Origin of the sequence: Chitinolyticbacter meiyuanensis (assembly GCF_008033135.1) — a bacterium.
Taxonomy (GTDB): domain Bacteria; phylum Pseudomonadota; class Gammaproteobacteria; order Burkholderiales; family Chitinibacteraceae; genus Chitinolyticbacter; species Chitinolyticbacter meiyuanensis.
The window spans coordinates 994,437-1,020,005 of sequence record NZ_CP041335.1; the positions used below are offsets into that span (position 1 = coordinate 994,437).

30 protein-coding genes are annotated in these 25,569 nt (G+C 61.2%); 15 read left to right on the forward strand and 15 right to left on the reverse strand.

From position 1 onward, the window contains the following. Positions 1–97 precede the first annotated feature (97 nt). Entirely contained in the window at positions 98–1,333 is a 1,236-nt protein-coding gene (locus FLM21_RS04705; protein WP_148714462.1) for an MFS transporter, read from the reverse strand. Between the two features lie 133 nt (positions 1,334–1,466). On the opposite strand from FLM21_RS04705, the gene FLM21_RS04710 reads away from it, so the two are divergent. Continuing rightward, on the forward strand, positions 1,467–2,240 hold the full coding sequence (locus FLM21_RS04710) for an AraC family transcriptional regulator (RefSeq protein ID WP_148714463.1): 774 nt from the start codon (positions 1,467–1,469) through the stop codon (positions 2,238–2,240). Positions 2,241–2,367: 127 nt separating this feature from the next. Here FLM21_RS04710 and FLM21_RS04715 read toward each other — a convergent pair whose 3' ends face one another. Continuing rightward, entirely contained in the window at positions 2,368–3,327 is a 960-nt protein-coding gene (locus FLM21_RS04715) for an alpha/beta fold hydrolase (RefSeq protein ID WP_148714464.1), read from the reverse strand. 215 nt (positions 3,328–3,542) lie between these two features. On the opposite strand from FLM21_RS04715, the gene FLM21_RS04720 reads away from it, so the two are divergent. The 5 genes from FLM21_RS04720 to FLM21_RS04740 all read left to right on the forward strand — a co-directional run bounded on the left by FLM21_RS04720 (position 3,543) and on the right by FLM21_RS04740 (position 6,096). Then, the gene (locus FLM21_RS04720) at positions 3,543–3,974 is read left to right on the forward strand and encodes a hypothetical protein (protein WP_148714465.1); all 432 of its coding nucleotides are present in this window, start codon (positions 3,543–3,545) and stop codon (positions 3,972–3,974) included. 271 nt (positions 3,975–4,245) lie between these two features. Further along, the gene (locus tag FLM21_RS04725) at positions 4,246–4,599 is read left to right on the forward strand and encodes an antibiotic biosynthesis monooxygenase family protein (RefSeq protein ID WP_148714466.1); all 354 of its coding nucleotides are present in this window, start codon (positions 4,246–4,248) and stop codon (positions 4,597–4,599) included. Further along, positions 4,596–4,868, forward strand: a complete 273-nt coding sequence (locus tag FLM21_RS04730; protein WP_148714467.1) for a hypothetical protein — start codon at positions 4,596–4,598, stop codon at positions 4,866–4,868. The genes FLM21_RS04725 and FLM21_RS04730 overlap by 4 nt, the downstream gene beginning before the upstream one ends. Beyond that, entirely contained in the window at positions 4,865–5,467 is a 603-nt protein-coding gene (locus tag FLM21_RS04735) for a phospholipase D family nuclease (RefSeq protein ID WP_246120824.1), read from the forward strand. The genes FLM21_RS04730 and FLM21_RS04735 overlap by 4 nt, the downstream gene beginning before the upstream one ends. Before the next feature lie 200 nt (positions 5,468–5,667). Further along, positions 5,668–6,096 (forward strand): VOC family protein, encoded by a 429-nt coding sequence (locus tag FLM21_RS04740; protein WP_148714468.1) that lies wholly within the window; start codon positions 5,668–5,670, stop codon positions 6,094–6,096. A 125-nt stretch (positions 6,097–6,221) separates the two neighbouring features. On the opposite strand, the gene FLM21_RS04745 is transcribed toward FLM21_RS04740, so the two are convergent. The 5 genes from FLM21_RS04745 to FLM21_RS04765 form a co-directional block, all read right to left on the reverse strand. Then, entirely contained in the window at positions 6,222–6,710 is a 489-nt protein-coding gene (locus FLM21_RS04745) for a DUF3592 domain-containing protein (protein WP_148714469.1), read from the reverse strand. 14 nt (positions 6,711–6,724) lie between these two features. Further along, the gene (locus FLM21_RS04750; protein ID WP_148714470.1) at positions 6,725–7,288 is read right to left on the reverse strand and encodes a hypothetical protein; all 564 of its coding nucleotides are present in this window, start codon (positions 7,286–7,288) and stop codon (positions 6,725–6,727) included. Between the two features lie 303 nt (positions 7,289–7,591). Next, positions 7,592–10,303, reverse strand: coding sequence for a cation-transporting P-type ATPase (locus FLM21_RS04755; protein ID WP_148714471.1), 2,712 nt, complete (start codon positions 10,301–10,303; stop codon positions 7,592–7,594). Positions 10,304–10,349: 46 nt separating this feature from the next. Further along, the gene (locus tag FLM21_RS04760) at positions 10,350–10,778 is read right to left on the reverse strand and encodes a universal stress protein (RefSeq protein WP_148714472.1); all 429 of its coding nucleotides are present in this window, start codon (positions 10,776–10,778) and stop codon (positions 10,350–10,352) included. Positions 10,779–10,788: 10 nt separating this feature from the next. Beyond that, complete coding sequence (locus FLM21_RS04765; protein WP_187360095.1) at positions 10,789–11,205, reverse strand: universal stress protein; 417 nt, start codon at positions 11,203–11,205, stop codon at positions 10,789–10,791. Positions 11,206–12,232: 1,027 nt separating this feature from the next. On the opposite strand from FLM21_RS04765, the gene FLM21_RS04775 reads away from it, so the two are divergent. Genes FLM21_RS04775 through FLM21_RS04785 form a run of 3 tightly spaced genes read left to right on the forward strand, consistent with a single transcriptional unit; the run spans position 12,233 to position 13,367 of the window. After that, positions 12,233–12,724, forward strand: coding sequence for a helix-turn-helix domain-containing protein (locus FLM21_RS04775; protein ID WP_148714474.1), 492 nt, complete (start codon positions 12,233–12,235; stop codon positions 12,722–12,724). After that, the gene (locus FLM21_RS04780) at positions 12,721–13,155 is read left to right on the forward strand and encodes a VOC family protein (protein ID WP_148714475.1); all 435 of its coding nucleotides are present in this window, start codon (positions 12,721–12,723) and stop codon (positions 13,153–13,155) included. The genes FLM21_RS04775 and FLM21_RS04780 overlap by 4 nt, the downstream gene beginning before the upstream one ends. A gap of 59 nt (positions 13,156–13,214) precedes the next feature. Further along, complete coding sequence (locus FLM21_RS04785) at positions 13,215–13,367, forward strand: hypothetical protein (RefSeq protein WP_222846772.1); 153 nt, start codon at positions 13,215–13,217, stop codon at positions 13,365–13,367. Between the two features lie 124 nt (positions 13,368–13,491). Here FLM21_RS04785 and FLM21_RS04790 read toward each other — a convergent pair whose 3' ends face one another. Then, positions 13,492–13,725 (reverse strand): hypothetical protein, encoded by a 234-nt coding sequence (locus tag FLM21_RS04790; RefSeq protein WP_148714477.1) that lies wholly within the window; start codon positions 13,723–13,725, stop codon positions 13,492–13,494. A gap of 128 nt (positions 13,726–13,853) precedes the next feature. On the opposite strand from FLM21_RS04790, the gene FLM21_RS04795 reads away from it, so the two are divergent. The 5 genes from FLM21_RS04795 (at position 13,854) to FLM21_RS04810 (ending at position 17,468) form a co-directional block, all read left to right on the forward strand. Then, positions 13,854–14,249, forward strand: a complete 396-nt coding sequence (locus FLM21_RS04795; RefSeq protein ID WP_222846773.1) for a hypothetical protein — start codon at positions 13,854–13,856, stop codon at positions 14,247–14,249. Further along, entirely contained in the window at positions 14,206–14,382 is a 177-nt protein-coding gene (locus tag FLM21_RS21085; protein WP_222846774.1) for a hypothetical protein, read from the forward strand. Before FLM21_RS04795 ends, FLM21_RS21085 begins: the two co-directional genes overlap by 44 nt. Before the next feature lie 75 nt (positions 14,383–14,457). Beyond that, positions 14,458–14,841, forward strand: a complete 384-nt coding sequence (locus tag FLM21_RS04800; RefSeq protein WP_148714478.1) for a GFA family protein — start codon at positions 14,458–14,460, stop codon at positions 14,839–14,841. A gap of 189 nt (positions 14,842–15,030) precedes the next feature. After that, entirely contained in the window at positions 15,031–16,107 is a 1,077-nt protein-coding gene (locus FLM21_RS04805) for a calcium:cation antiporter (protein ID WP_148714479.1), read from the forward strand. A gap of 236 nt (positions 16,108–16,343) precedes the next feature. After that, positions 16,344–17,468 (forward strand): GGDEF domain-containing protein, encoded by a 1,125-nt coding sequence (locus tag FLM21_RS04810; protein WP_222846775.1) that lies wholly within the window; start codon positions 16,344–16,346, stop codon positions 17,466–17,468. A gap of 139 nt (positions 17,469–17,607) precedes the next feature. On the opposite strand, the gene FLM21_RS04815 is transcribed toward FLM21_RS04810, so the two are convergent. The 4 genes from FLM21_RS04815 to FLM21_RS04835 all read right to left on the reverse strand — a co-directional run bounded on the left by FLM21_RS04815 (position 17,608) and on the right by FLM21_RS04835 (position 21,716). Further along, positions 17,608–18,264, reverse strand: coding sequence for a DsbA family protein (locus tag FLM21_RS04815; RefSeq protein ID WP_148714481.1), 657 nt, complete (start codon positions 18,262–18,264; stop codon positions 17,608–17,610). Further along, entirely contained in the window at positions 18,264–18,698 is a 435-nt protein-coding gene (locus FLM21_RS04820; RefSeq protein ID WP_222846776.1) for a disulfide bond formation protein B, read from the reverse strand. The genes FLM21_RS04815 and FLM21_RS04820 overlap by 1 nt, the downstream gene beginning before the upstream one ends. A 19-nt stretch (positions 18,699–18,717) precedes the next feature. Further along, a complete protein-coding gene (locus FLM21_RS04825) occupies positions 18,718–19,062 on the reverse strand; it encodes a DUF3703 domain-containing protein (RefSeq protein WP_148714482.1) in 345 nt (114 codons plus the stop codon). 716 nt (positions 19,063–19,778) lie between these two features. Continuing rightward, entirely contained in the window at positions 19,779–21,716 is a 1,938-nt protein-coding gene (locus FLM21_RS04835) for a right-handed parallel beta-helix repeat-containing protein (RefSeq protein WP_187360096.1), read from the reverse strand. Positions 21,717–22,260: 544 nt separating this feature from the next. Between FLM21_RS04835 and FLM21_RS04840 the strand changes: the two genes are divergently transcribed. Next, on the forward strand, positions 22,261–22,575 hold the full coding sequence (locus tag FLM21_RS04840) for an H-NS histone family protein (RefSeq protein WP_148714484.1): 315 nt from the start codon (positions 22,261–22,263) through the stop codon (positions 22,573–22,575). Between the two features lie 58 nt (positions 22,576–22,633). Here the strand turns inward: FLM21_RS04840 and FLM21_RS04845 are convergent, their stop codons facing one another. The 3 genes from FLM21_RS04845 to FLM21_RS04855 are packed head-to-tail and all read right to left on the reverse strand — an operon-like array spanning position 22,634 to position 25,426. Continuing rightward, the gene (locus FLM21_RS04845) at positions 22,634–23,050 is read right to left on the reverse strand and encodes a diacylglycerol kinase (protein ID WP_148714485.1); all 417 of its coding nucleotides are present in this window, start codon (positions 23,048–23,050) and stop codon (positions 22,634–22,636) included. Then, a complete protein-coding gene (locus tag FLM21_RS04850; RefSeq protein ID WP_148714486.1) occupies positions 23,040–23,783 on the reverse strand; it encodes a phosphatase PAP2 family protein in 744 nt (247 codons plus the stop codon). Before FLM21_RS04850 ends, FLM21_RS04845 begins: the two co-directional genes overlap by 11 nt. Continuing rightward, complete coding sequence (locus FLM21_RS04855) at positions 23,780–25,426, reverse strand: phosphoethanolamine transferase (RefSeq protein ID WP_148714487.1); 1,647 nt, start codon at positions 25,424–25,426, stop codon at positions 23,780–23,782. The genes FLM21_RS04850 and FLM21_RS04855 overlap by 4 nt, the downstream gene beginning before the upstream one ends. Positions 25,427–25,569: the final 143 nt, after the last annotated feature.

The following is a 25,569-nucleotide window of genomic DNA, read 5'->3' on the forward strand; positions in this document are numbered from 1 at the left end:
ATGATCGCGGATGGCGATGATGGGCCCGTGTCACCGAGCGTGGATTTGCCTATGGAACGATCGGCGTTTTATGGCGCTGGTACAGGAAACGGGTTGCTCATCGCCGGCGGTGCGTCTCGGGTAGGAAGACGGTTGCCAAGCCCAGCAATGGCAGATAGGACGTGAGCTGGTAGACCCAGGCGAGGCCATGCGAGTCGGCAAGATGGCCCAGGCCGGCCGCGCCGATGCCGCTGATGCCAAACATCAGGCCAAACATCAGACCGGAGACGAGGCCCACGCGTCCCGGTACGGCTTCCTGTGCATACACCACCAGCGCGGCGAAGGCGGACGACATGACGAGGCCGACGGTGATGGCGAGTACTGCCGTCCAGAACAGGTTTGCATACGGCAACATCAGCGCAAACGGTGCCACGCCAAGGAACGACACCCAGATCACCGCCTTGCGGCCGATCCGGTCGCCCACCGGGCCTCCGGCGAAGGTACCGGCAGCCACTGCGGCGAGGAACACGAACAGGTAGAGCTGGCTGTGCTGCACCGACAGGCCGAAGCGCTGGATCAGGTAGAAGGTGAAGTAGTTGGTGAAGGCCGCGATATAGACGAATTTCGCGAACATCAGCGTGGCGATCACGGCCATCGCACGCACTACCTGTGGCCGGTCGAGCCCGACCACCGCGTGGCGGGCCGCAGCGCGGGCGTGCACATGGCTGTGGCGCTGGGTCCAGCGAGTGATGCGCAGCAGCACCCAGATCGCCAGCGCGGCGGCGAGTATGAACCAGGCGATCGCGGTCTGGCCATGAGGTATCACGATGGCCGCCACCAGCAGCGGACCGATCGCCGAGCCGGCATTGCCGCCTACCTGGAAGCACGATTGCGCGGTACCGAAGCGGCCACCGGAAGCGGTGCGCGCAGCGCGCGATGCTTCCGGATGGAAGGTGGCGGAGCCGATGCCGACCACGGCGGAAGCGAGCAGCAGCAGCGGATAGCTGGTGCTGAACGCCAGCATGGCCAGCCCGGCCAGCGTGATGACCATGCCGCAGGGCAACAGGTAGGGCTTGGGGTGCTTGTCGGTATAGAAGCCCACCCACGGTTGCAGCAGCGAGGCGGTGACCTGGTAGCACAGGGCAATCCAGCCGATCTGCGCGAAGCTCAGCGCATATTGCGATTTCAGCATCGGATAGATCGATGGCAGCACTGCCTGGATCAGATCGTTGAGCAGGTGGGCGAACGCGGCCGCGCCAACGATCTGTACGATGAAGCCCTGGGCGGGCTCGATGGTGGTGTCGGGTACCGGCGCCGGGCCGGGCTGGAGCAAGGTGGCGGGTTGTGAGGCCATGGCAGTCGCAAGAGGAAGGGGTGGCAAACGCGGCAGGCCACTGGTGCGGGCAAGGCGGCAGCGGGCTCCAGATTAGGGGCGATCGGCTTCGTCCGTCTCTCTCTGCTCTGCCAGAACCTGTAGAGTTCGGGACATGGAACACACACCTGCCCGCGCTCACTTCGCCTATCACGACACGGCCCGCCCTATGGCGGCCATGGTCGCGAACTGGCCCGCCGGTGCGGCCACCGGCTGGCACAGCCATCCGCGCGGCCAGTTGCTGTATGCGATCACCGGCGTGATGATCGTGCAGTCGGCCGCCGGATCGTGGGTAGTGCCGCCCAATCGCGCGTTGTGGCTCGAAGCCGGCGTCGAGCACAACGTGCGCATGTCCGGCGATGTGCAGATGCGAACGGCCTTCATCGATGCCGCGCGGGTCAGTGGCTTGCCGACAACCAGCTGCGTGATCAATGTATCGCCCTTGCTGCGCGAATTGCTGGTGGCTGCCGTCGCAGTCCCGGTCGACTACCTGGAGGGTGGCAGGGACGACCGGCTGATGCGGCTGCTGGTTGACGAGCTGCAGGTTTCCGCCGCACTGCCCCTGCACTTGCCGACACCAGCAGATGCGCGTGTCAGATCGATCTGCGATGCCATCGTGGCGCAGCCCGCCGATACGAGTACGGTAGGGCAATGGGCGGAGCAGCTCGGCGTGAGTACCAAGACCATCCACCGATTGTTCCTGCGGGAAACGGGCATGACCTTCGCGCAATGGCGCGAACAGGCGCGGCTGTTGTTCGCGCTGCGCCAGATCGCGGAAGGCCGGCGCATTCTCGACGTGGCCATCGATTCCGGCTATTCCAGCCAGAGCGCATTTACCGCGATGTTCCGCCGCCACTTTGGCGTGACGCCGACCGATTTCTATCGCTGAGCGTGCGTTATGCGCTTGCCGATACGGCGGGGCAAGGCGCGCGCCGTGCTTTCGGGCATCCGGAACCGTGGCTCGCTCGGCATCCGCCGCCGCACGCCATGCAAGCAACGGCGGCATGCCGGGGTTTTCATGACATCCCGACCAGCGTTTCCGCGCGCACCGCCGCAGCCAGTTCAGCCGGCGCCACGTAATGCAGCATGTGGCCGACGCCCGGCAGCAGCTTGAGCGTGCTGGTCGGCAGATCACGATGCAGCCGCACGCTGTGCCGCTCCGGGTCCACCACCTGGTCCTCACGCCCGCACAGCAACACCGTCGGCACGGTGAGCTCGCCGTAATGGCGCGCCAGATGCATGGCCGCGCTCAACATGCCCGCGCTTTCCTGCGCCGCCGCCTTCAGCTGCCAAGGCCGCAGCATCATGCCATCCGGGACGTGGGCGTTGAACGCCGGTGCCACCTTGTGCGGAAAGAACAGCTTGCGCTTGAGCCCCGGCAGCATCAGCCGGCTGAGCAGCGGCGACAGCGTATAGCGCAACAGCGTGCCGAGCAGCGGGATGGCCGGGGCCCCGAACAGCAGCGCATCGAGCCGGGGCTGCGGGTAGTAGTAGCCGCTGGCGAGCACCAGCCGTTGTAGTGGAAGACGGCTATCGAGCGCAATGGCCAGCGCGACCAGCGTGCCCCAGGAATGCCCGACCACGACGGGCCGTTCGATGCCGAGGCGCTGCATCGCCTCGATCAGCAAGACGGCCTGCTGCCGCGGATCGTGTAGCGGCGCTGCTGCGTTCTCGCTGTAGCCGAACCCGGGTCGATCGAACGCAATCACCCGGTAGCTGCGGGACAGATCCGCCATCAGGCCGCAGCCGATGAAATCGTTGGCGAATGCCCCATTGCCATGCAGCAGCACCACCGGCTCGCCGCTGCCTTGTTCCAGGTAGTGCAGCTGCGTGCCGTCGACGTCGACAAAGCCACCACGCGGTGGATGTGCAACCTCGGCCTGCCTGGCCTTGCGGGTGAACCATACCGCGCCCGCCGCGGCGAGTGCGCCGACGGCCAGGACGATCGACAGGCCGCGATTCCGTTCTGCTGCCATTGCAAGCCTCCATTGATGTGATGCGACCTCTCAGCAAGCAGCGCGCCCATGAGGCTGCATTCAGGCGTGGTGGCGGTGCTGTAACTTCTGCCAAAGGCGTTGTAAACGCTGCGTGGCGTGCGACGGCGGTCCGTCAGGCGTTGAGCGAGGCCGCCGCGGGCGAGCGGCATGGGGCTTGCCCAGCCTGGGACACCCAAACCGAGGAGGGATTTACCATGGCTCAAACCGATGCTCGGCGCGTCAGCAAGACCGCCAATCCGACCACACCCGGCCAGCAGGACGCCCGGCGTATCGATGCCGATCTGGATGCGCAAGAGGGAGATCAGCTTGGTTTCGGCCAGGAGGCGTACCCCGGCAGCCTTGTCGGCGGTCAGGGGCAAGCCGGCGAAGGGCAGGGCAGCTATCCGGTTCGCAACGCGGGCAATCCCGGCAATCTGGCCAGCCAGGGTGGCTACGGCCAGAACGATACGCTGGAAGGCACCGTAGGCAGCCCGCTCGCGGACAGCGAAACCCATCACCACTACCGGCGCTGGCGGGATGCCCACCTCAACCGCCTCGACGACGACTACTCCGCCTGGATGGATGAGCGTAAGGCGCATTTCAGCGAGGAATTCGAGGCATGGCGGCGCGAGCGCAAGCCATCCTGATCATGGGCGGCGCGCGGCGCAGGGGTTGGTTTTCTCGCGTTGCCGACAGCGTTGCGCACACGGTCCGCAGGATATGTGATCCTATGCGCCGATTGCCCGAACGAAGGCGCGGTTTTGGCAGCAGCCCGCCAAGCGACTATAGAGCCGACGCCGGGTGCGCTCGATGTGATCAAATGCGGCTTGGCGCGGGCGGTTTGCTTCGGCCCGCGCGAAAAACCAGGGATGGGAAGCGCCGGCCCGGCCGGCGCGGAACGGAGGAAGAGATACACCCATGTATACGGCGACTTTCACCTTTGCCAAGGGCGAGTACGACGCTGAATTTCATGCCCTCGACCAGGCGATCGCCGAGTTTGCCAAGGCGATCCCCGGCTATGCGGGCGAGGAAGCCTGGGAAAACGCCGAAACCGGTCTGATCTCGACCGTGTATTACTGGGAAACGCTCGAAGCACTGCAGCAGCTGATTGCCCACCCCAAGCACCTCATCGCCAAGCAGCAGCAGGCGAAATGGATCAACGGCTATCAGATCGTGATCGGGCAGGTGCTGCGCAGCTACGGCGATGGCGGCATCCCGCACCCCTTGGCCGCATCCCCGCAAACGGCCGCAGCGGCGGACAGGTCCGCTTGAAGCCCGCCGACATCGACGCGTTGCTGGCACTGCTTGGCGGCATCGCCATGTACAACGACAAGGGGTATATCTGGACCAACCATTCACCCGAGCAGATCGCTGAAGTGCGGGCGAATGCCAGAGTCGCGATTCATGCCTTCATTGCACGGGTCGGTGCCGAAAACATCCCTGCGGCCGTGCTCGCCGAGATCGAAGCGGCCGAGGCCGTGGAGGATGGCAATGGCCGCGTGCACGAGACGGTTCAAGGCATGCTGCTGGATCGGCAGTGACCTCAATCAACAAGGGCGGGGGAGAGCAGGTTGCAGCGAGTGGCGGCATCCATCGTGAACTCCTGTTGCGACGCATGATGGCAATCCGATCCATCGCGCTGGCGGCCGTGCTCAGCGCCCCATTGCTTGCCCAGGCTGAGCCCAGCGTACAGGTGGGCTTCTCCCCTGAGGGCTCGGCACGGGAATTGGTCCTGGCAACGATCGGCGGCGCAAAGCACAGCATCCAGATGCTGGCCTACACATTCCAGGCGCCTGATATCGCGCAGGCACTGGTGGACGCCCAGCGGCGGGGCGTAGAGGTGCGCGTGGTCATCGACCAGCAACGCAATCGGGGGAAGGCAAGCAAGGCTGTGATGGATTTCGTCACCCGCCATGGTGTGCTGCTGCGCACGAACGATCAGTTCCACCTCCACCACGACAAGACCATCATCGTTGACGGCAACACGGTCGAAACCGGGTCTTTCAACTTTGCGCCGTCCGCCGAGACGGCCAATTCCGAGAACGTGGTCGTCATTCGAGATATGCCGGAAATCGCACGGCAGTATCTCGTGCACTGGCAATCCCGCTGGGATCTCGGCAAGCCGTATCCCGCGCGCTGACACAGCAGCATCCGGCGTGCACCGGCCAGGGTTGCCATTCGCCAGAGACGGCGCTGCGTATTTGAAAAACCATTGTTGGTGAACTCGGCGCGCTGTTCCGGGTGGCCACTACGCCTGGCGATTTCAAGTTGTTCCTCGTTGAACCGACGTCAAGGAGGGTTGCCCTATTCCCTTGGGGGCATTTCGCCAGGAGCATCTTCATGGAAACCCAAGCGCTACATCGCGGCCGTCTGATCGATCATGTGCAGTTGGTGGTCAAAGACCTTGCGGCAAGCCAAGCCTTCTACACTGCCATCCTCGAGGTGTTGGACGTTCCTGTCGGCGGCACTGGCGACGGGTTCTTCTGGGCGGATGAACTATGCATTTCCAGCGCAGATAGCCCCGCCGCGCAAGGCCACCTCACCGGGCGGAATCACCTGGCGTTCCAGGCCAAGGATCGCGCCATGGTGGATGCCTTTTTCAAGGCTGCACTGGCACACGGCGGCAAGGACAACGGTGGCCCTGGAATCCGCGAGTACCATCCCGGCTACTACGCCGCCTTTGTGCTCGATCCCGATGGGAACAATGTCGAGGCGGTGTTCCATGGCGATGCAACGCGGAGCGCGCCTTCGGTGCGGATCACGTTTTAGCGTGTTCGCTGTACTGAACGTGGGATACGGTGCCTGAGCCTGATTGCGAAGGCGCCGCGCGGATTGCGTTCAATGGACCATTTTGTTGCGACGGGATTTGGGGTGGTGGGATCGTGCCGCCCCATTCACCACTTCCAGACGTAGAAACCAACCGCGCCCACCATGGCGCCGGCAAGCACGATCAAGGTCGACGGACCGGGGCGCAACAACAGGCTCTTCTTGGGGCGCTTGGGGTTGTAGTAGACATCGACGTTGCCGTGCTCATCGGCCGTAACTTTTTTTGGAAGCATGTAGGCCGTGTTTTTCAGCAAGCCGGAAGCCGACATCTTCCAGACCGATATTTCCGTGCCTTGGTATTCCACGTCGTCCACCTGATAGAGGTAGAGCGCGTCGGGCACGTAGTCGCGGTTGGAAGCACCCCCATCCGTTTCACCGAGCGCCCGAATGCCCACGCGCAGCAATCTTCCTCGTGTTTTTGACCAGCGGCGTTGGCGAAGGCACTGCCAGAGCGATCCGCCCAGAACAAACGCCACATACAACGTGGCGAAGAAGTGTATGCCCTGCAGCTCCTTGCGGAGTGTCAGGTCAACCATCTGCTTGAGGTATTCAACCACTCAACAGTGCTCTGCTACTGGTTTTGCAAGCGCAATCTTTCGAGCGCCTGCTCGGCCTGGCGGACTTTGGCAATGGCCATAAAGCCACGCAGCTTGCTTTTGCTCCCGCCGGGCTCTTCCGCCTCCTTTGCAAAGAAGAGGCTGCCAGAACCATCCGGGTGTTCCTTCCGCTCCAATCGCGTTAAATCAGCGGGCCAAAAAGATTGCACCGAGAAGGTCTTTTCGCCTTGCAGGATGAGTGCCCTCAGGCTGGTGGTTGCATAGACGATGTGTTTTGCTTTTCGCCATAAAAAGTATGGCGTACCGAGGCCTCCCAGCCCGATCAGCAAGAATGGCAGGCCAAACAGCGGGAAGAAGCTCCAGCCATGACTGAAGTCGGGCAACGTGAAGCCCGAGGCGCCTGCCATCCAGAACACGGAAAAAGCAGTCCATGGTATGAAAAACAACCAGAGCCCAAATCCTGACCGCATGAAGTGGCTCGGAATCGGTTGCCCAGCCCAGACGACGATCTCCCCCGGCTTGAGCTCGGCATGCAGCCTTTTTTGCAATGAAGCCGGAAGCGTAGAAACACCACTCATTTCATTGTCCTGGACGATCGGTCTTGTATGTTCGACGCAGCCATGGGGCCGAATCGCGCTGGATTCCAGGCCGGCATGACAGCAAACCGATGGCTGCCGTCGCCCCTGGGGTAGATGAGCACGGCGGTGTGCATGCACAAATCGCCGAGTAATCCGGCGACAGCATAGCTTGCGCACATGCTGGCTGGCACGCCAGGCTGCAATTGAAATGGGCGTGGACCTGAAAAACGCCCTGATCGCGATGATCCGGGCGTTTCAGTTTCCCTCCATTTGGCGCAAGTGCTTCGGCCGGGAATGACTGCTTTATTTACGCCCCTTGCAGCCCGCATGTGCGGTCCATTTGCGCACCAGCCATTTTTCCAGCTCCACCACCACGAACAGGCAGGCGGCGATCGCGAGCGAGATGCCCCAGTACGTCAGCGGCAGCGGCGTGGTACCGAACATTTCGTTCATCGCCGGCAGATAGACGATGGCCAGCTGCAACAGCAACAGGATGCCGCTGACCAGCCACAACCCCTTGTTGCGCCAGATCGCGCGGGTCAGCGAGAAGCGCTCGGCAAGGCGACAATTGAACATATAGGCCCATTGTCCGGCGACCAGCGTCTGCAGCAACATGGTGCGCACGAAGTCGCTGTCATGGCCGCGCGCCAGTAGCTGTGACTCCAGCACAAAGCCGCAGGCAGCCAGCATCAGGCCGACGAAGGCGATGCGCCAGATGCCATAGGTGCCGAGGATGTTGGCACTGGCCGGGCGCGGCTGGCGCTGCATCAGGCCGGGCTCGGCCGGCTCGAAGGCCAGGCCGAACGACAGCGTCACCGACGTGGCCATGTTCATCCACAGGATCTGCAGCGGCGTCAGCGGTACGGTGGCGCCGGCCAAGAGCGCGATCAGCACCAGCAGCCCCTGGCCGAGGTTGGTCGGCAGGATGAAGAGGATGGTCTTTTTCAGGTTGTCGTAAACGCGGCGGCCTTCCTGGACTGCACGGGCAATGGTGTCGAAGTTGTCGTCGGTCAGCACCATGTCGGCCGCCTCCTTGGTCACTTCGGTACCCTTGATGCCCATGGCGATACCGACGTCGGCCTGCTTCAGCGCTGGTGCGTCGTTCACGCCGTCCCCGGTCATGCCGACCACGTTGCCGGTGGCCTGCAGCGCGCGGACCAGCCGCAATTTATGTTCGGGGCTGGTGCGGGCGAAGATGTCGCAATCGCGGGCCACGGCCACCAGTTCCTCATCCGAGAGCCGTTGCAGCTGGGTGCCGGTGACCGCGGTGTGGCCGTCGCCGATGCCCAGCATGGCGCCGATGGCCATGGCGGTGCCCTGATGATCGCCGGTGATCATCTTCACCCGGATACCGGCGGCCTGGCATTGCCGGATGGCGGCGATGGCCTCGGGGCGTGGTGGGTCCATCATGCCGGCCACGCCGAGGAAGACCAGCTCATCCTTGAGGTCGTCATGCGTCAGTTCGCCATGATCAGCGGGCAAGGGTTTGTAGGCTGCGGCCAGCATGCGCAGGCCGTTTTCGGCATGGCTGGTAATCTGTGTGTCCCAGTAGTCGAGACGGTAGGGCTGGGGTCCTGCAGCCCCTTGCTCGGTCTGGCAGAGTGCGGCGATCACGTCCGGTGCACCGGTCACCAGCACCATGGCCTCACCATCGACCATGTGATGGCTGGCCTGATACTTGTAGGCGGAGTCGAAGGGAATCTTGTCGAGCTGCCGCACATCATCGAACTGCAGCCCCGCCTTGGCAGCCAGCACCTGCAGCGCACCGGCCGTGGGGGCGCCGACGATGCACCAGCGGCCATCATCACCCCGCGCCAAGCGGGCGTCATTGCACAGGTGGATGGCAGTGATGAAGCGCTGGAACGGCGTACCGGGGGTGAGATCCGGCATGCTGCCATCGTCGGCACGGATCTCGCCGACCGGATCGTAGCTTTCGCCCCCCACCGCGTATTGGCCGTCGGCCAGGATCACGGCCTTCACCGTCATCTCGTTCATCGTCAGCGTGCCGGTCTTGTCCGAGCAGACGATGGTCATGGCACCCAGCGTTTCCACCGTCGGCAGCTTGCGGATGATGGCGTGGTTGCGCGCCATCCGCTGCACGCCGAGCGACAGGATGATGGAGATGATGGCCGGCAGCCCTTCCGGCACCGAGGCGACCGCCAGGCTGATCAGCGACAACAGCAGCTCGCCCAGCGGGATGTCATGCAGCAGCCGGGCGTAGACGAACAGGCCGGCCATCATGGCCAGGATCAGGAAGAAGATGACCTTGCCCAGTTGCCGGATCTGCCGCAACAGCGGCGTGGTGATGGCATCGACCTCGCCCATCATGCGATTGATCTGGCCCAGCTCCGTGGCAGAGCCCGTGGCGATGACCACGCCACACGCAGTGCCAGCGCTGACCGTGGTGCCGGAATAGGCGAGATTGAGCCGGTCGCCGATGAGGGCCTCGCCGGGCAGTGCAGCGCTGCGCTTGTCGACCACCGTCGATTCGCCGGTGAGGATGGCTTCCTCCACCTTGAGGTCGTGCACTTCCAGCAGGCGCAGATCGGCCGGAATCTTGTCGCCGGGCTTCAGATGAACGATGTCGCCGGGCACCAGCGTGGCGGCGTCGATATCGCAGCGCTCGCCGGCGCGGCTGACCATCGCATGGTTGGACAGCATGCCGCGTATGCGCTCCAGCGATTTTTCCGCGCTGTTTTCCTGCAGGAAGCCGATGGCAGCGTTCACTACCGTCACGCCGAGGATGACCAGGGTATCGACCCAATGCCCCATCAGCGCCGTCAGCACGGCGGCCACCAGCAGCACATAGATCAGCATGTCGTTGAACTGCCGCGCAAAGCGCAGCCAGCCAGGATCACGCGGTTTGTTTGGCAGGCTGTTGGCGCCATGCTGCACCAGCCGTTCCGCCGCCTCGGCGGGGCTGAGGCCATCGGGCCTGGATTGCAATTGATGCAGGGTTTCCTGCGGCGAAAATCGATACCACGGTGCCGTGGCGGGCGGGGAGTCTTGATTCATTGGGTTTCCTCGGTCGGTCGAGATGGCGTGGCGACGAATTCCTCCGCTACTTCACCAGGGTGATCGGGCAGGGCGTGAGGTGGGCAACCTGGTAGGCGGTCGAGCCCAGCATGAAGTGCTGCCAGGCGCCCTGGCCTTGGCAGCCGAGCACCAGCAGGTCGTAGGCGCCTTGGCGGGCGTGCTCGACGATGGCCGGGGCCGGTTGACCAAACGCCACGCTGCCGGTGGCTTGCACCCTGGCCGCGCGGAGCAGCTCGATGGCCGGCGCCAGAGCCTGTTCACCCAGATCCAGGAAATGCCGGTCCAGCGTGGATTGGGACACGATGCGATTGAGCGAAAGCTTGCTGCGCATGGGTTGCTGCACGTTGAGCACATGCACGCTGAGTGCTTGCCCCGAGTGGGCCAGATCGATCACGTGTTCAACGGCGCGCAAAGCGCAGTCTGATTGATCGACGGCGAGCAGAATGCGGATCATGGCGGCCTCCTCAGCGAACCAGCGTGACGGGGACGGGCGACAGCGACACCACCTTGGTGGCCACCGAGCCCAGCAGCAACGAGGCGGCGGCGCCCCGACCGCGTGTGCCCATATAGATCTGGTTGGCGCCGGTATCCTGGGCGCAGGCGACAATGCCCTCCGCGGGCGATCCCTTGACGATATGGCTGGAGAACGCAATGCCCTGTTGCCGCAATAGCGCCACAGCTTCGGCGAGTTCGGCTTCGCCATCCTGCTGTTGCATGGTCGCGATCTCTTCGGCGCTGAGGCAATTACGGCCGGGCAGCAAGGCAGGCTGCACGTTCACGAGGTGGATCTGGCCTCGTTGCGGCGATGGGGTGAGCTTGAGCAGAGCGGACAGCGCACGCAGTGATGGAGCGGAGCCATCAATGGCGATGACGTGATTCATGACGACCTCCTGAGGGCGCGGGGCGATCATGAATCCAAAGCGAGAACTACCCGTTGGCCCTGTATTGGCGAATGGCGCAAATGCGTCGTATGCAATTGCACTATGGAAAGCGCGCATGCCTGTTGATTTGAATCAGAATGTGCGGCCTGGGGTTGTGATGTGGGCTTGGGGTAGGAATTGATTGATCGTGAATATTGTTTTGACTTGTTCTGAAAAAAGTAGCCCTGTTCATCAGAAGGTAAAAATTAACGAATTTGGCTGGGGTATTTTCGCAGACAACGCGAGGCAGGAAGAAACGGAAATGCGTTGTGGCGATATTTACTCGCGCTGATTCGGCTTGATGAAATGAGGGTTATATTTGGCTTGCTGTGTTTTTGAATGGAACCACCTGCAGTGGCTGAATTGCATGCGCTGGAGGCGGCTTAAGAACGTTCGTACTCAGTCGTAACGCGGCATGCATAGGCGGCCTTGCCGTGACGGCTCACCCAAGAGAACTTGGCAAACTTTGCAGAATTGATTGAGCGGGACGGGCGAGATGGCTTTCAGCAAGACGAGGTATGAGATGATCATCGCCCTTTGCGCTAAACTGGATTCCTCGTTTTGTCGCTAATCTTCCCAGCGCCAGGAGGGCGGCTCGCCTTTCAGCCAGCAAATGGCAACAGCGATCACGCTGATCAGCGCGGTATATCCCAGAAATGCCACAGCGCTCTTTTCCGGCGGGAACAGCGAGCCCAGCGCCAGCAGCGCGAAGTAGCCCAGAACACCACCAAACCTTCAGCGCACTCGACAACCCCAACCCCAGCCATACTGCTTTGCAGGAAACCAGTACTTACCGTCATCGTGCATGCTTCGTCTCCTTCGCCCATGTCGCAACGGCAAAGGGCGCGGGTGCCAGTTCCGCGCCTGCGACGCAATGGCAGCGTTTACCAGCAAACAATGTATTGTGCTTCCAGCATCGGCGCCGAGCGGGGCGTCGGCACGCCGGTGCTTGCAAGTTGCTTGAGCCCCATCCTGGGCGTGAGGAGCTATGGGTCAAAGTCCTGAATTGTTGAGGCGGTTGTTGCGCGCCAAGGATCGGATTGATGAAGCGCCCCATGAGGATTGGCTTGTCCCTCGCCTGGCGCAGATCAGCGCGGTTTCGCCGGCGCATTTCGCACGCGCGTTCAAGCAAGCCTTTGGCGTTCCCCCGCATCGCTATGTACTCACGCGGCGTATCGAGCGCGCCACCGGCCTGCTCCGTGAAACAGCTTTACCCATCACGGAAATAGCGTTCCAGACCGGCTGGACGAGCTTGGGCACCTTTGGCCGCGTGTTTCAGGATATCAACGGGGCCAGCCCGAGTGAGTTCCGCGAACGCGCGCAGGCCAGTGCGCTTCAGCTGCAACATGTTCCGGAATGCATCCTGAGGGCAGCCCACCGCCCCGACCTCACGACAGCAGTTTCGGAGAAGCGGCAGCAGAAATCGATTGATATAACAACGACCTCATCCACTGAATGTCCATCAAAGGAGAGCATATGACTCAAGGGATAGGCGTTGTAGGCCTGTATGTGCGGGACCAGGACGAAGCGCTGGCATTCTATGTTGAGAAGCTGGGATTTCGGGTCCATACCGACGCCCGCAATGGCGACTACCGCTGGCTTACCGTGCAGCATCCGGAGCAAGCCTCGTTTCAACTCGGCCTGTTCCTGCCTGGGCCGCCGATTCACGACGCCGCCACTGCACAGACCCTGCGCGAGATGGTGGCCAAGGGCGCGATGCCACCCCTGGTATTGATGGTCGACGATTGCCGTGCCACCTGCGAGCGGCTGGATGCGCTCGGCGTCGAATTCACGCAAAAGCCGATGAATCGCTATGGCACCGTCGATGCAGGCTTCCGAGACCCATCGGGCAATGGCTGGAAAATCATCGAGCTGGTGGTGCCCAAGTCTCCGTCGCAGGTGTCGCAATGAGCTGGAGGATAACGATACGGCACAGTCATCGTTGGATATCCATACTGTTCACGCTCACGGTGCTGCTGAACTTCATCGTGAGAGCGCTGGTTCCAGGAGAGCCTTCGCCGATGGTGACCTACTCACCCTTGCCGCCGCTTTTTCTGCTGCTGCTGACGGGCCTGTATCTGTTCTTGCTTCCATATCTTGCCAAGGCGCGATCACAGGCATAAGCAAACGGCGCCTACTTTGGGCGCCGTTTTCGTTTGAGTGTTGAATCCCCAGCGAGCGCGAGGCATGGCTCTGGTTTACGAGTTGATCATTTGCAGACAAGTGCTGGCTACACCGGTGCGCACATCAGCTGATGTTGGTGATCAGCTCATTCTGGAATTCGAATTCAGAACGGCCAGAGATAATCAGGACTTTTCCCTTTTTCAAACCATGGGATAGGTCAGCAGCGATCGCGCCGCGAAAATCGATACTGGCCGTTGCTGCAACACCATTCAGGTCGAAAGCGCTGCTCGATTGATTCCGTTCTGAAAAGCGCGCCAGCGACTGCTGGGCGAGAGCCCGGAGCGCATCGATACTCACCGCTGTTCGTACGTGTGCATACGGTCAAACCTGCAGCGCTGTCTCGCCGCTTCAAGCCGTCGCATTCGTACGCGTTCGCACAATCCTCGCAAAGCGTCGCCCGAGCTCCACGGTTTAAGCTCTGGGGCATGCATGAACTCATACAACGCCCTTTGACCGTCGACACGCTGGATTCCATTTGGTCGCTGGACCGGCGCGAATCGATTGATGGTTTCTATCGTTGGCATGACGGCGCGCTCGAATTGACTGCGACCGAATGCGGGGTTGCAGGATGGCCGCCCGGTGAAGCGGCCCACAGCACGCCGCGCCTGAAGCAAAGTCTCGCCGACGGCGGGTGGGCCATGGGCTGGTTCTCAGGCAAACAGCTTGCAGCTGCCGTCGTGGTTGCGCCGTATCCGCTCTGTGGGGTGCTCAATCTGCGGCAACTGCAATTTCTGCACGTCGGCCGTGACTGGCGTGGTCGCGGTGTTGGCACGTGCAATGTTGACCCAGGCGCGGCAACAACTGCTCTCGTTGGGCGGTAGCGGGCTGTACGTGTCGGCTACGCCGAGTCGACGCACCATCGACTTCTACCTGGCGCATGGCTGCTGCGTGCTCGCCCAGCCCGATCCCGAGCTGTTCGATCGCGAGCCCGATGACCTGCACCTGTGGGGATGAGTGGTGCAGCGCGGCTCGTGCAATCCGTATTCCCGGCATGTTTACCACCTGGTTGGCCGGACAAGGAGACTGCGCTTGAGAACCTACTTTGGCTCATGCCACTGCAATGCGGTCCAGTTTGAAGTGGAGGCGGGGCTCGACCATGTGCGCAGCTGCGATTGTTCTGTCTGCACCAAGCGAGGGGCGCTCACCTTTCGGGTTGCACCTGAACAACTGCGCTTGCTCACGTCCTGGGAGGCGCTGGCGACCTATCAATGGGGAACGCACACCGGTTGCGACTACTTCTGCCGATGCTGCGGCGTACTCCCTTTTCGCAGGCCGAGCGCGCCAACCGCGGATGAGCTTCGCGATGGCGTGCCCCGCTTCGATGGGTGGGCAATCAATGCGCGCTGTCTTGAAGACGTCGATGTCGATGCATTGCCGGTGAAGCGCATCCAGGGCAGCCTCCTCACGATTTGACTGCGGGCGCACATCACGCCGGTCTGCAGATGCTCCGGCGTAGCAGCGCTTACTCACACGGCAGACGCTTGCTCCCAGCGGGCGGGCACGCCCTCCATGCCGGCCGTTGAGCACACGGTGAGCTGGCGCCAAGCGCGAAGCCAAGCCTGATTTCGTAGAATGCATGCGTCTACCGCACACGCCGCTCCCATGCTCGCCGTTCTCAAGCAAGAGCAGTTCCTGATTGTCGCTGCTGCTGTGGCCTTCGCGGCACTGCCGCTGGAGCACGCCATCCTGGCGGCGGGGCAGCTACCTTCGCTGGTCGCGGCATTGTTGCTCGTCGGAACCATCCTGCTGGTTTCGCTGCGTGTCGCGCATCACGCCGAGGTTCTCGCCGAAAAGGTAGGGGAGCCCTACGGCACCATGATCCTGACCCTGGCCGCGGTCCTGGTCGAGGTCGTGATCCTGGCCATCATGATGACCCACACCAGTTCGCCCACGCTGGTCCGCGACACCATCTACTCGGCCGTGATGCTTGATATGAACGGCATTCTCGGTATCGCCGCCATCCTGGGCGGACTGCGGCATGGCGAGCAGCCGTACAACGTCGATTCAGGCAACACCTATATCGTGATGATCCTTACCGCGATGGGCGTATCGATGATCGTGCCGGAGTTCATCCCGCAAACGCACTGGCAGGCGTATTCGGTCTTCACCATCATCATCATGCTGGTGCTGTACGGCATGTTCCTGCGTCTGCAGACCAGCCAGCACAGTTACTTCTTCAGCTACAGCTACGCCGAAACCGGCGAACATGGCCCACGCCACCCTGGCAGCCGTGGGCAGTCCATTGTGCTGCTCATCACCGGTGTCGTACTGATCGGCTTGCTGGCCGAAGTCATGGCCAAGACCCTGGACGAAGGTTTGGCCGGCACTGGCGTGCCGCCGATGACGGCTGCGCTGTTGGTGGCCGCGATCTCGGCCAGCCCGGAGATCCTGACCGCGGTGCGTGCCGCACTGGCCAACCGGATGCAGCCCGTGGTCAATATCGCCCTCGGTGCTTCGCTTTCCACCGTGATCCTCACCATCCCGGTGATCGAGACGCTGGCCCTGATCCAGGGCCAGCCCATCCATATGGCGCTGACGCCGGCACAAACGGTGATGACGTTGCTGACCCTGGTCATTGCTGCCATCAACCTGCATGACGGTGAAACCAACGCCATCGAGGGCATGACGCACTTCGTGCTGTTTGCCACCTTCCTGATGCTGGCGTTTCTGGGGCTTTAGCCGTCACGCCCGCCTCTGCACGCGCATCAGTGATGCCCAGGACCACGCCGCGTTCAGCGAGTGGCAATCAGCGCCAACTCGCCCTTCAGTCTTGCAGTCCGCCGTCATAGACTGAATCAACGACGCTGCCACACCGTAGCCCCTCGCATACCAGTACAAGAAACCGATAGAGGCCATTTCGCATGTCCTACGAGACGATCCATGTCATCGGCTCCACGGTGTACTTCGTGTTTCTATTGCTGTTCCTGTGGGTGAGCCGGACTCCCCGGACCAACCCCGGGGCGGGGTGGTGGGCTGCCGCGATGCTGTTTGCCCTCTGCGCGCGCCTGGCCTTCCTGGTTCTGCTGCAGCACGAAAGCACGCTGACCGTCTCTGCCTACAGTGCGTTGAACATCGTGGAGAAGCTGTGCCTCGTCATGGGGCTGGTCCGGTTCTTCAACATGACCACCGCCACGCGTTGGCTCTGGATTGCGCTGATCGCCGTGGAGGGATGGATCCTGCTGGTTGCCTTGGCTGAACTCCCCGCCCTGGCACGCAACCTCGTCGTTGCCGCCTTCAATGCCGGTGCGCTGTCGTTTGCCGCGTGGCTCGCCTTCCAGAGACGCGCAGAGCTCAGTGCCAGGCTGATGCTGGTGACGGCATGCTCCAGCGCGCTGCTGGCGTTGCACTGGGTGACGGCGTTTCCGATCATCGCGCTGGAACCGGACTGGTTCCGCCATGGCTTCATGCTGGGCACCTTGCTGGTGCTGGTTCAGTATTTCTCGTTGCTGGCCGCCATTCTGCTGAACTTCCAGAATCGCCTGCTGGAGGCCGAATCCAAGGCGCTGGACATGGCGTTCCAGGATCCGCTGACGGGGCTGAGCAACCAGCGCTACATGACGGCGTTGTTCGAGAAGGCATTGTTGCTGGCGAATCGCCCGCACCAGTTGGCCGCGCTCTTTTACATCGACCTCGACAACTTCAAGCCGATCAACGACCGCGCCGGGCACCACGTGGGGGATGAAGTACTCAAGATCGTCGCCGTTCGCTTGCGGCAATGCACGCGCAGCACCGATATCTGCGCCCGGGTTGGCGGGGACGAATTCGTCGCCATCTGCACGCAGCTGGACGATGCCAACCACGCTCACGACATCGCCAGCAAGCTGCTGCACAGCCTGACAGACGCCATCATCGTGGAAGGCCGGCACTACCACGTGGGCGCCAGCATCGGCGTGAGCCTCTATCCCCTGCACGGCAACTCATTGCCCACGCTGCTGGAATATGCGGACCAGGCGATGTACCAGATGAAGAAGAGCGGGAAAAACGGCTACTGCGTGCACGAGGCCTCGCATCCGGCGGATGAAGCAAACCGCGGCGCATAGCGCTGCCTGCTCGCCGAATACAGAACTTTGCTTTCCACCATGCGAAGTGGGGCGTAGTTCGATGTGTTTGCCATGCGGGCCCATCGGCATACCCTGGCCTGGAGGCACTGTCCCTTAAGGCCTGGCCCGCCGCGCCGGCTTACTGCGAGTAGTGCTGCTGAACCTCGGCGCGGACCAGCGCAGACAATTTATCCGGGCCGAACTCGGTGAGTGGCTTGCCGTTCACGAAAAAGCTGGGTGTGCGTTCAATCTTGAGCGCAGCAACATCCGCAGTGTCCTGGGCCAGCCGTGCCGCGATTTCCGGACTGCGCATCTCCTGCTGGGCCCGGCTCACATCGATGCCGGCGTTTTGCAGTGCGGGCCAGATGCGCTCCGGCTGCGGGGCGCCATGGTCGGCCCATTCCGGCTGGGCTGCGAGCACGGCCTCGACCGCCTCCCAGTACTTGCCTTGCAGCCGGGCGGCCTCGAGCGCCTTGGCGACGTAGTCGGAGCCGTGGTGGAACGTGGCATAGCGCAGCGACAGCCTGACCTTGTCACCACTGAAGTTCACCAATTGCTTCACATACGGGTAGAACGCGCGGCATGCCTCACAGGCCGGGTCGAAGAATTCGACGAGGTGCACCTTGGCCGCTTCGCTCCCCAAACTAGGCGAGCCTTGCCGATTCAGCGCATCCACATTGGCCTGCGCGTTCTGGCTGAGCTCAGCCTTTTCGTTGGCCTTGAATGCAAAACCGGCAACGACAAAGAAAACCAGCAGTACCGCAGCACTGCCGACGACAAGGGTGGAACGCTTCATTATTTTGGACCTTTGAGCGCCGCGACGAGCAGCAGGATCAGTAGTGAAAATGCGAGCAGCGATAGCAACGGGATCGACACGAACCCCAGCAACTGCAGCTCGGCATCCTTGCAGGAAACACCTTGGGTGCACGGCGCCAGCGTTTCCGGGATCACGCCGTGGTAGAGCAGCCAGTGGTACAGCGCGGTGAGCCAGCCCCCGATTGCCAGCGGCAATGCATAACGGATGCCCCGTGGATCGAACGGCAACAGCGCCATGCCAAGCACCGGCACCAATGGGTACATGAAGATGCGCTGATACCAGCAGAGCATGCAGGGCGTCATGCCCATGACCTCGCTCATGAAAAGGCTACCCAGTGTGGCTACCATGGCCAGCAGCCAGGCAGCGAAGATCAACGCCCAGCGCCGGGATTGCAGGTCAACCTGGTGATTCAAACTGACGTCCTCGTTCTTGTTATTCACCGCGCAACACGCGTTGCGTGGCCTCGTCGACCTGCATCGGCGCAAAGGCGCTGACGTTCGCGCGGCCGGTATTGCCAAGGGGCAGGCGCCCGGTGAGATGCCCGAGCGGCGTGAGCGCCAGCCTCAACAACTGTCCCCGGATTTCCCGACTATCGTATTGCGACGCTGCCAACAGCAGCATGAGCCAGTGCACGTGCAGATGCTGCGTGAAACGCCGCTGACCAAGCACATGGGCCCTCTCCAGCGCCGCAAATGCCTGATCGATCTCGCCTGCAGCGCGTGCCTGCCTGGCCTGCGCGAGGCAGGCCAGATATGCGTCTGTGAGCAAAGACATCATGCTTCTCCTTTGGTTCGCCATTCCCCAGCCATCGCGAGCTGCCACGCGCTCGGTTGCAAAACGCACACCGGCGTTGCTAGGCAGTAGCGATGCCAGCGAGGCCTTCAGGCTTGGTATGTTGACAGTAAAAACCTTGAAGCCACTTCAAGGTCAAGCACGGTATGAGTCGTATCAGGAGGTTGGTCGCCAATGCGCGCAAGGGCAAAGCAATGAGCGCGCTCAATCAAGCGGGATGTCCACGCCCTATGATGGCGGTACGAGATCCGCGCACACCGTGGTTTGCCAAGCGGCTGGCGCTGGTGCGGCCGCTTATGCGTTGTTGCTGCGATCAGGACTGCGTATCTCGCCGTGCGATCCGCAGTCCTCAACACGGCAAGCGTGAGCGTCACCTTCAACTGCGGGTTTCTGTCGCAACAGGAAGTGCCAGATCTGCAGCCCACTCGCTGAAGCCCAGATTAATAGACGCCGGCTTGTTCGGATCCGGCGGCTGCCGCGATGGGTCCGGCAAATGAACCGCGTCCACCGGAACCGCAGTACGTGATGATCTCTTGGGGATCAAACCCTGCTGCATGGAGGATACTCATCAGCGCCTCAGAGGGCCTGACAAAGCCTGCTTCATCGAAGAACTGGCGGTGAGCCAGATTGATCCCTCCAGGGGCATGACTGCTTCTGGCGAAGTCCGGGGCGGGCGCCCCGGACCGCGCCTCAAGGGCGGTTTACCACTGATGCCCTCTCACTCCACGCCGAACGTGACCGACCGGTAACCCTGTCAGTGGCCCGACACCGGTCACCTGATAGGTCGTGGTCGAGTTGAGTTCACTGCCGGACGCGATGGTATCCATGCCGTGTACATCACGCCAAGCAGTCCACGTCTTGTTCCGGCCATTACATTCCGTGTCCTTGAACGCATAGGCGTGCGTGCTTTCAACGAAATTGGCCGACACCGCAATCTGCGTATTGAAGTTGGGCGGCTCGCTTTGGCAGGACAAGCCGCTATACGCCGGCTTGGCGCGTGCGCTCAGCGTGTTGTAGCTGATGCGCGTGCCATAGCTGCCTGGATTGAAAGGCCCCCAGTTCATGTAAATGCTTTGCCCGACCACAGTGTTGTGATGCACATCGTGGTTTTGCATCGTGCAGCCGTTGCTGGCAAAACATTGCAGGCCGAGATAGATACCGGCATTGACCAGCAGGTTGTGGTGGACTTGCATATTTTTCGATCCAGCCTGGGCGGACACCTGAATTCCCAGTGGCGTGGTCTTAGTGGCGGGGAATTCGATGTAGTTCTCGCGGTGGGTGTTGTCTTGCGAGTTGTCCTTCTCATGAATTCCGCCGCCGATGCCGTCCTGAAGCGCTCCGGCGCCGAGGCGGATCTGGTTGTTTTCCACCAGCGAATTCCCGGCGTCGAAAAATACCATCGCGTAGGCACCGAAGTTGACCTTGTTGAATGGGCCAAAATCGTTGTCCTGGATCAGCAGCTTGTGGCGTGGCGTGGTGGCCGCGTGCCCCCAGCCTTCGATGAAAGCCGGATTGTCGTGCCCGGTCGAATCGCTGCCCACGCCATCGACAAAGCGCACGTTGCGGACCACCAGGCCTGTCGTAGTGGTTTCACTTTTGATGCCGTAAAGCTTCACATGACTGATGTCGAGGCCTTCGATCCGCGCGGCCGGCCCGGTGACCGAATACACGTTGAGAACCTGATAGTTGAGGTCGAGGGTGGCAACCTCGTCCGGATAGGCCAGCAGCTGTTGCGACCTGCTGTCGTAGAGCGTGAAGCCGTTGGTGAGATATGTTCCTTGGCGCAGCACGATCGCCTGGCTGGGCGTGGAATTGGCGATCGCGTAGGCGACCGACTGATAGGGTTGCGCCAAGGTGCCGCGCCCCACGGCATCTACTCCGTTGGGCGCTACGAATTTGAACTGATCGGCACTCGCAGTGATGGTGAAGCTTTGTTCCAGTGTTTTCTGCGTGTTGCCGCTATCGCGCACTTCCAACGTCAGCACATAGCTGCCGGCGCTCGCCGGCGTGAAGCGCACGGCGCCGGTACGGAAATCCAGCGACACATCGGCAGTGCTCTGCGGTACCCCATCAAGGGTAAAACTCTTGATGCGGTACTCGTAGGGGAAGATCCCGCCGACGATCCCCGGCCGGCTTTCATAGGGAATGCCGGGGTATGCGTACTCACGCAAGCCGAAGTTCGCAGTCAGTGGTGCATTGGGCAGGGTATCGGGTTGAGCGACGGTCGCGGTTTCGTTGTGGACGCATCGCACGAAGAGCGCACTGCCGTCTTGCGGAATCGAGGCCGAAGTACCCTCGGCCACCTTGCAGGTTTGCCCAGCGGGTTGAGTGGCCACCTGCAGGTTGGCTACGGCTCCGGCCGGTAGGGTAAAGGTATGGGCGCCGTTCAACTGGACCGGAAAAGTCGAGGTGCCATAGGCCAACGCCAGCTCCTTGCCGAGTGCAAGCCCCTTTACCCGAAGATTCAAGACCGTCGGGCTTTGCGATTGCGACGGCGGGGTCGATGCCTGCAACGACTTCGCTGCAGAGGGTGAATCAACGGCGTTGTCAGTCTCACCGTCACACCCGGTCAATAATGAAAAAGCCGCCAAGGTGGCCCAGGCGGCAGCAGTACGGCAGAAATGGTTTGCTTCGGACATGACACGCTCCATCAAGAGAGATCAAGGACAAGCTAAAGGCAGACAATGGGGTACATGCGAAGCGTCAAACGGGTTGTTCCATTTTCAATCGCTCCTTTCGAATATAAGAATGCATTTCTTTGCCCCAGCCTGGAGGCCAGCCGAATTCCAGTGCATTTGCAAATTCAACACAGCAACACAGGCAAAACCATTCTAAGGAGGTGATCGATCGGAAAAGAATGTCCCATCTTTTCCGAAAATTTGTTCGATTCTTCGGCCCATCAAATAGAGCCAAAATGAGATAAATGCGAAGAGACTCAATGCGCTTGGGGTATGGCGTGCTGCCAATTTATAGGTGCCAATAGATGGAATTACCGGTCATTACCTCGTCAGACTCATGCCTTTATGGTTGGTGTTGCAGGGTCGTGCTGAGCTCAGCCGGCCCCTGACTGACTACTTCCGGCCTGTTTGCATTTGCCGAGTGCTGGAAGATCGACCTTGTGCTTGAGTGGAATACCCTATTAAATGCGGGCTGGTTTCACCACATCAGACAAAGGAGAGTTCAATGGACCTGTCTAAACTATCGTTGCCGGAAATGTTCCAACTGCAAAAAGATCTCGGTGCCGAGATCGAAAAGCGCAAGGTCAGCGATAAGAAGAACTTGATCGCTGAGCTGCAGAACCTCGCCGCTGCCAAGGGTTTCTCGCTGCAGGACGTGCTGGGCGGTGCCGTGAGCACCAAGCCCGCCAGGAGTGCCGGCGTGGCACAGTTCCGCAACCCGGCAGATAGCAGCCAGACCTGGACTGGTCGCGGCCGCAAGCCGCAATGGGTGCAGGATTGGCTGGATGCTGGCAAGCCGCTGGATGGCCTCCGGATCTAACGCTAGCCCACCAACAAAAAGCCCCGCGATGTGCGGGGCTTTTTGTTGGTGAGTTAAGTTAGGCCGTAGTTGCCAACGCCCACGCGACCAGTAAATTCAGCATGCAGATCAGTTGGGCTGCACTTCCCAAGTCCTTGGCGCGCTTGGCCAATACATGCACCTCCAGCGAGGTGTGATCGACGGCCGCCTCGATCGCGGAATTGACGAGCTCGACCATCAGGCAAAGAAAGTGACTCAGGATCACGATGGAGCGCGCCCAACCTGGCATGTCGAAAATCAGGGCCAGCGGAATACCTAAGCAAGCAATGATTGTGATCTGCCTGAACGCAGGCTCGTGGCGCCAGCCCGCTTGCAAGCCATCGAGCGAATACCCGAATGCATGCAGGAGACGCCCAAGGCCGACACGGCCTTTGAAAGGACTTCGGTGCTGATCCTGTTTGGTGCTATGTGAGCCGGCCTGATGTTTATTTTGCACGACGGCCCTCTGGGGTCGACGGCGGGTAGACGCAATAGAGCACCAGCAACACCATCCACACCACCCACGCAGACCACAGGGTATGTGAAGGGAAATGTGCCCCTCGCATGGTTTGGGTCCATCCCATTCCCCAACCGAGCAGCAGTCCAAGCCAAAGCGCCCATTTCGCTTTGCGTGCGTCGAAATCCCGCAGGCCAAAGTAGAAGGCCATCAGAGCGAAGCCACCGGAGGCATGCCCTCCTGGAAAGCAGCGACCTGGCACCAAGCCGGTCGGGACTTGGGCAAATAATCCAAGATGCGGGGCATAGCCGCCGTATTCCGAAACATCCCACGGGCAATGATGGACGCTGTGCGCCTTCAGCAGACTCACCATGCCGCTCGACAACACCATGGCACTGAAAATCCAGAACGAGCGCCGCCGCTGTGGGCGCCATACGTCATCGAGGAATGACCAAAGCCACAAGCCGAGTGCGGTCATCCCAATCGCCACCACGAGCAGTTTGGCGTCGGTGTGGAGCACTTCGTTGAAGAACGGGCTGTGCTGAAGGGGGAAATGATGCGTCGAGGAGTCGAAAAAGAGGCCAACAACCCAGTCGTCGAGACCAGTCAGTGGATACACAAACAGCAGTACGGCACCCAAGGCAAGCGGAAGCGCCAAGTGCCATATCCAGAAGGAAGTAGTGCGTTGGAGTTGTGCTCGAAAACGACCAAAGCGCTGCGTGGCAGGCATCATGACCCGCTCCTGCACGGCGCAAACAGATCGAGCTGAGGGCTGTACGCCTTGGTTTGGATTTGGAGCAGTCCAAGCACGGAGTGGAAAAGGTTATCTTGCGAATAGGCCTCCTGCCGGCGTGCCATCAGGCAAGTCTGGTCGATACCGAAGTTCCGCTTGAATCCATCGGAGAACCACATCACTGCGGGAACATGCTTTTGAGCATCGGGGGCGAAAAGATACGGCGTACCGTGGAGATAAAGGTTGCCCTCGCCCAGCGACTCGCCGTGATCGGAGAGGTAAATCATCGCCGTATCGACCTTGTCGGCTTTGCTGCGCAGCAGATCGATCAGGCTGGACAGTACGTAATCGGTGTAGCGCAGCGAATTGTCGTAACCGTTGATGATCTGCTGTTGCGAACATTGGTCGAGCTGGCTGGATTTGCACTCCGGCTGATACAGCTTGAACTCGTCTGGAGAGCGACTGAAATATGCGGGGCCGTGGCTGCCCATCATGTGCAAGACGATGACTGTGCTGCGATCCAGGGTGTCGATACGTTCGCCGAGGCCGGCAAGAAGCACCTCATCAAAACATTCCCCCGGTTTTGGGCAGGCTTTTGCGATCTTGCTGTCTCGTACATCCTCTGTCGGAACCCGCGCGCATACCCCTTTGCAGCCCGACTGGTTGTCACGCCACAGCACGCCGATGCCAGCTTGGCCCAGCACGTCCAGAAGGTTGCCTTGGGATTCAGCTTTTTCCCGGGAAAAGCCATCACGACCGAGATTGGAGAACATGCAAGGCAGCGATACAGCGGTCTCGGTACCACATGACCACATGTTGGTGAAGTTGATCAGGTTGGCCTGTTTGGCCAATCGGGGCGCTGTGTCCCGTTCATAACCATTCAACGCGAAATGGTCCGCCCGCGCGGTTTCTCCAACAACAATGACGGTGACCGATCTCCGCTCACGGTGCTGCCATGCGGGCGCCGACTTTGCATCAGCCCCGATTGGGGTGAATGCGACAGCAGACTTGCTCAGCCGTTTGAGGTAGATCGAGGTGGCCTGGATATAGTTGGTTGGCGTGAGCAGGAAACGCAGGTCGCGATGGTTTCGGGCTACCGAGGCGAACGTCTGGTAGTAGCTCAAGGCGATTGCCAGTACCGCTGCAAGGGATATCGCAACGACGAGCAGCTTCACCAGCAGCTCACGTACGGGCGGACGCCATTGGATGGGCATCCGCCAGAGCAGCCAGGTTGGCAGCACGCCGAGAATGGCCACGTAGAGCGCCATTTTGACGGTGAGTAGATCCCGTACTTCGCCCGGATCGGTTTCCACCGCATTGCGCACCATGCCGACATCGATCATCACACCGTACTGGTTCATGAAGTAGGCAATGAACGAGGTCGCGAGCAACAGCAGGCTCAGGAACGGACGCAGCACATAGGGCCAGGCCAATAGGGTCAGCAGCAGGTTCAGGAGCGCCAGCAGCATCGCAAAAGCGGCGACAAAACTCAGCCAGCTCGTACCTGTGAGTGGTTGGACAGTGAACAACCGTGACCAGAACGGAACGTTGCAGAACAGAAGGAGAAAACCAACGACCACCAGTGTGACCCACTCGGGTCGGAGTGCCGGCAATGCGGGCCAGCGGAGCACTTTGTTGAGCATGTGTTGCCAACACGAATGAACGGGATGGCGGCCACACTAACGACAGGCCTGTGAGCTGCTGCGGAGGGATTTGTGAGGGAAGTGTGTTGACGCCGAGCCGACGAGGGCTGCCGCGGCGCATGTCCGACAAGTGGTTATCTGGA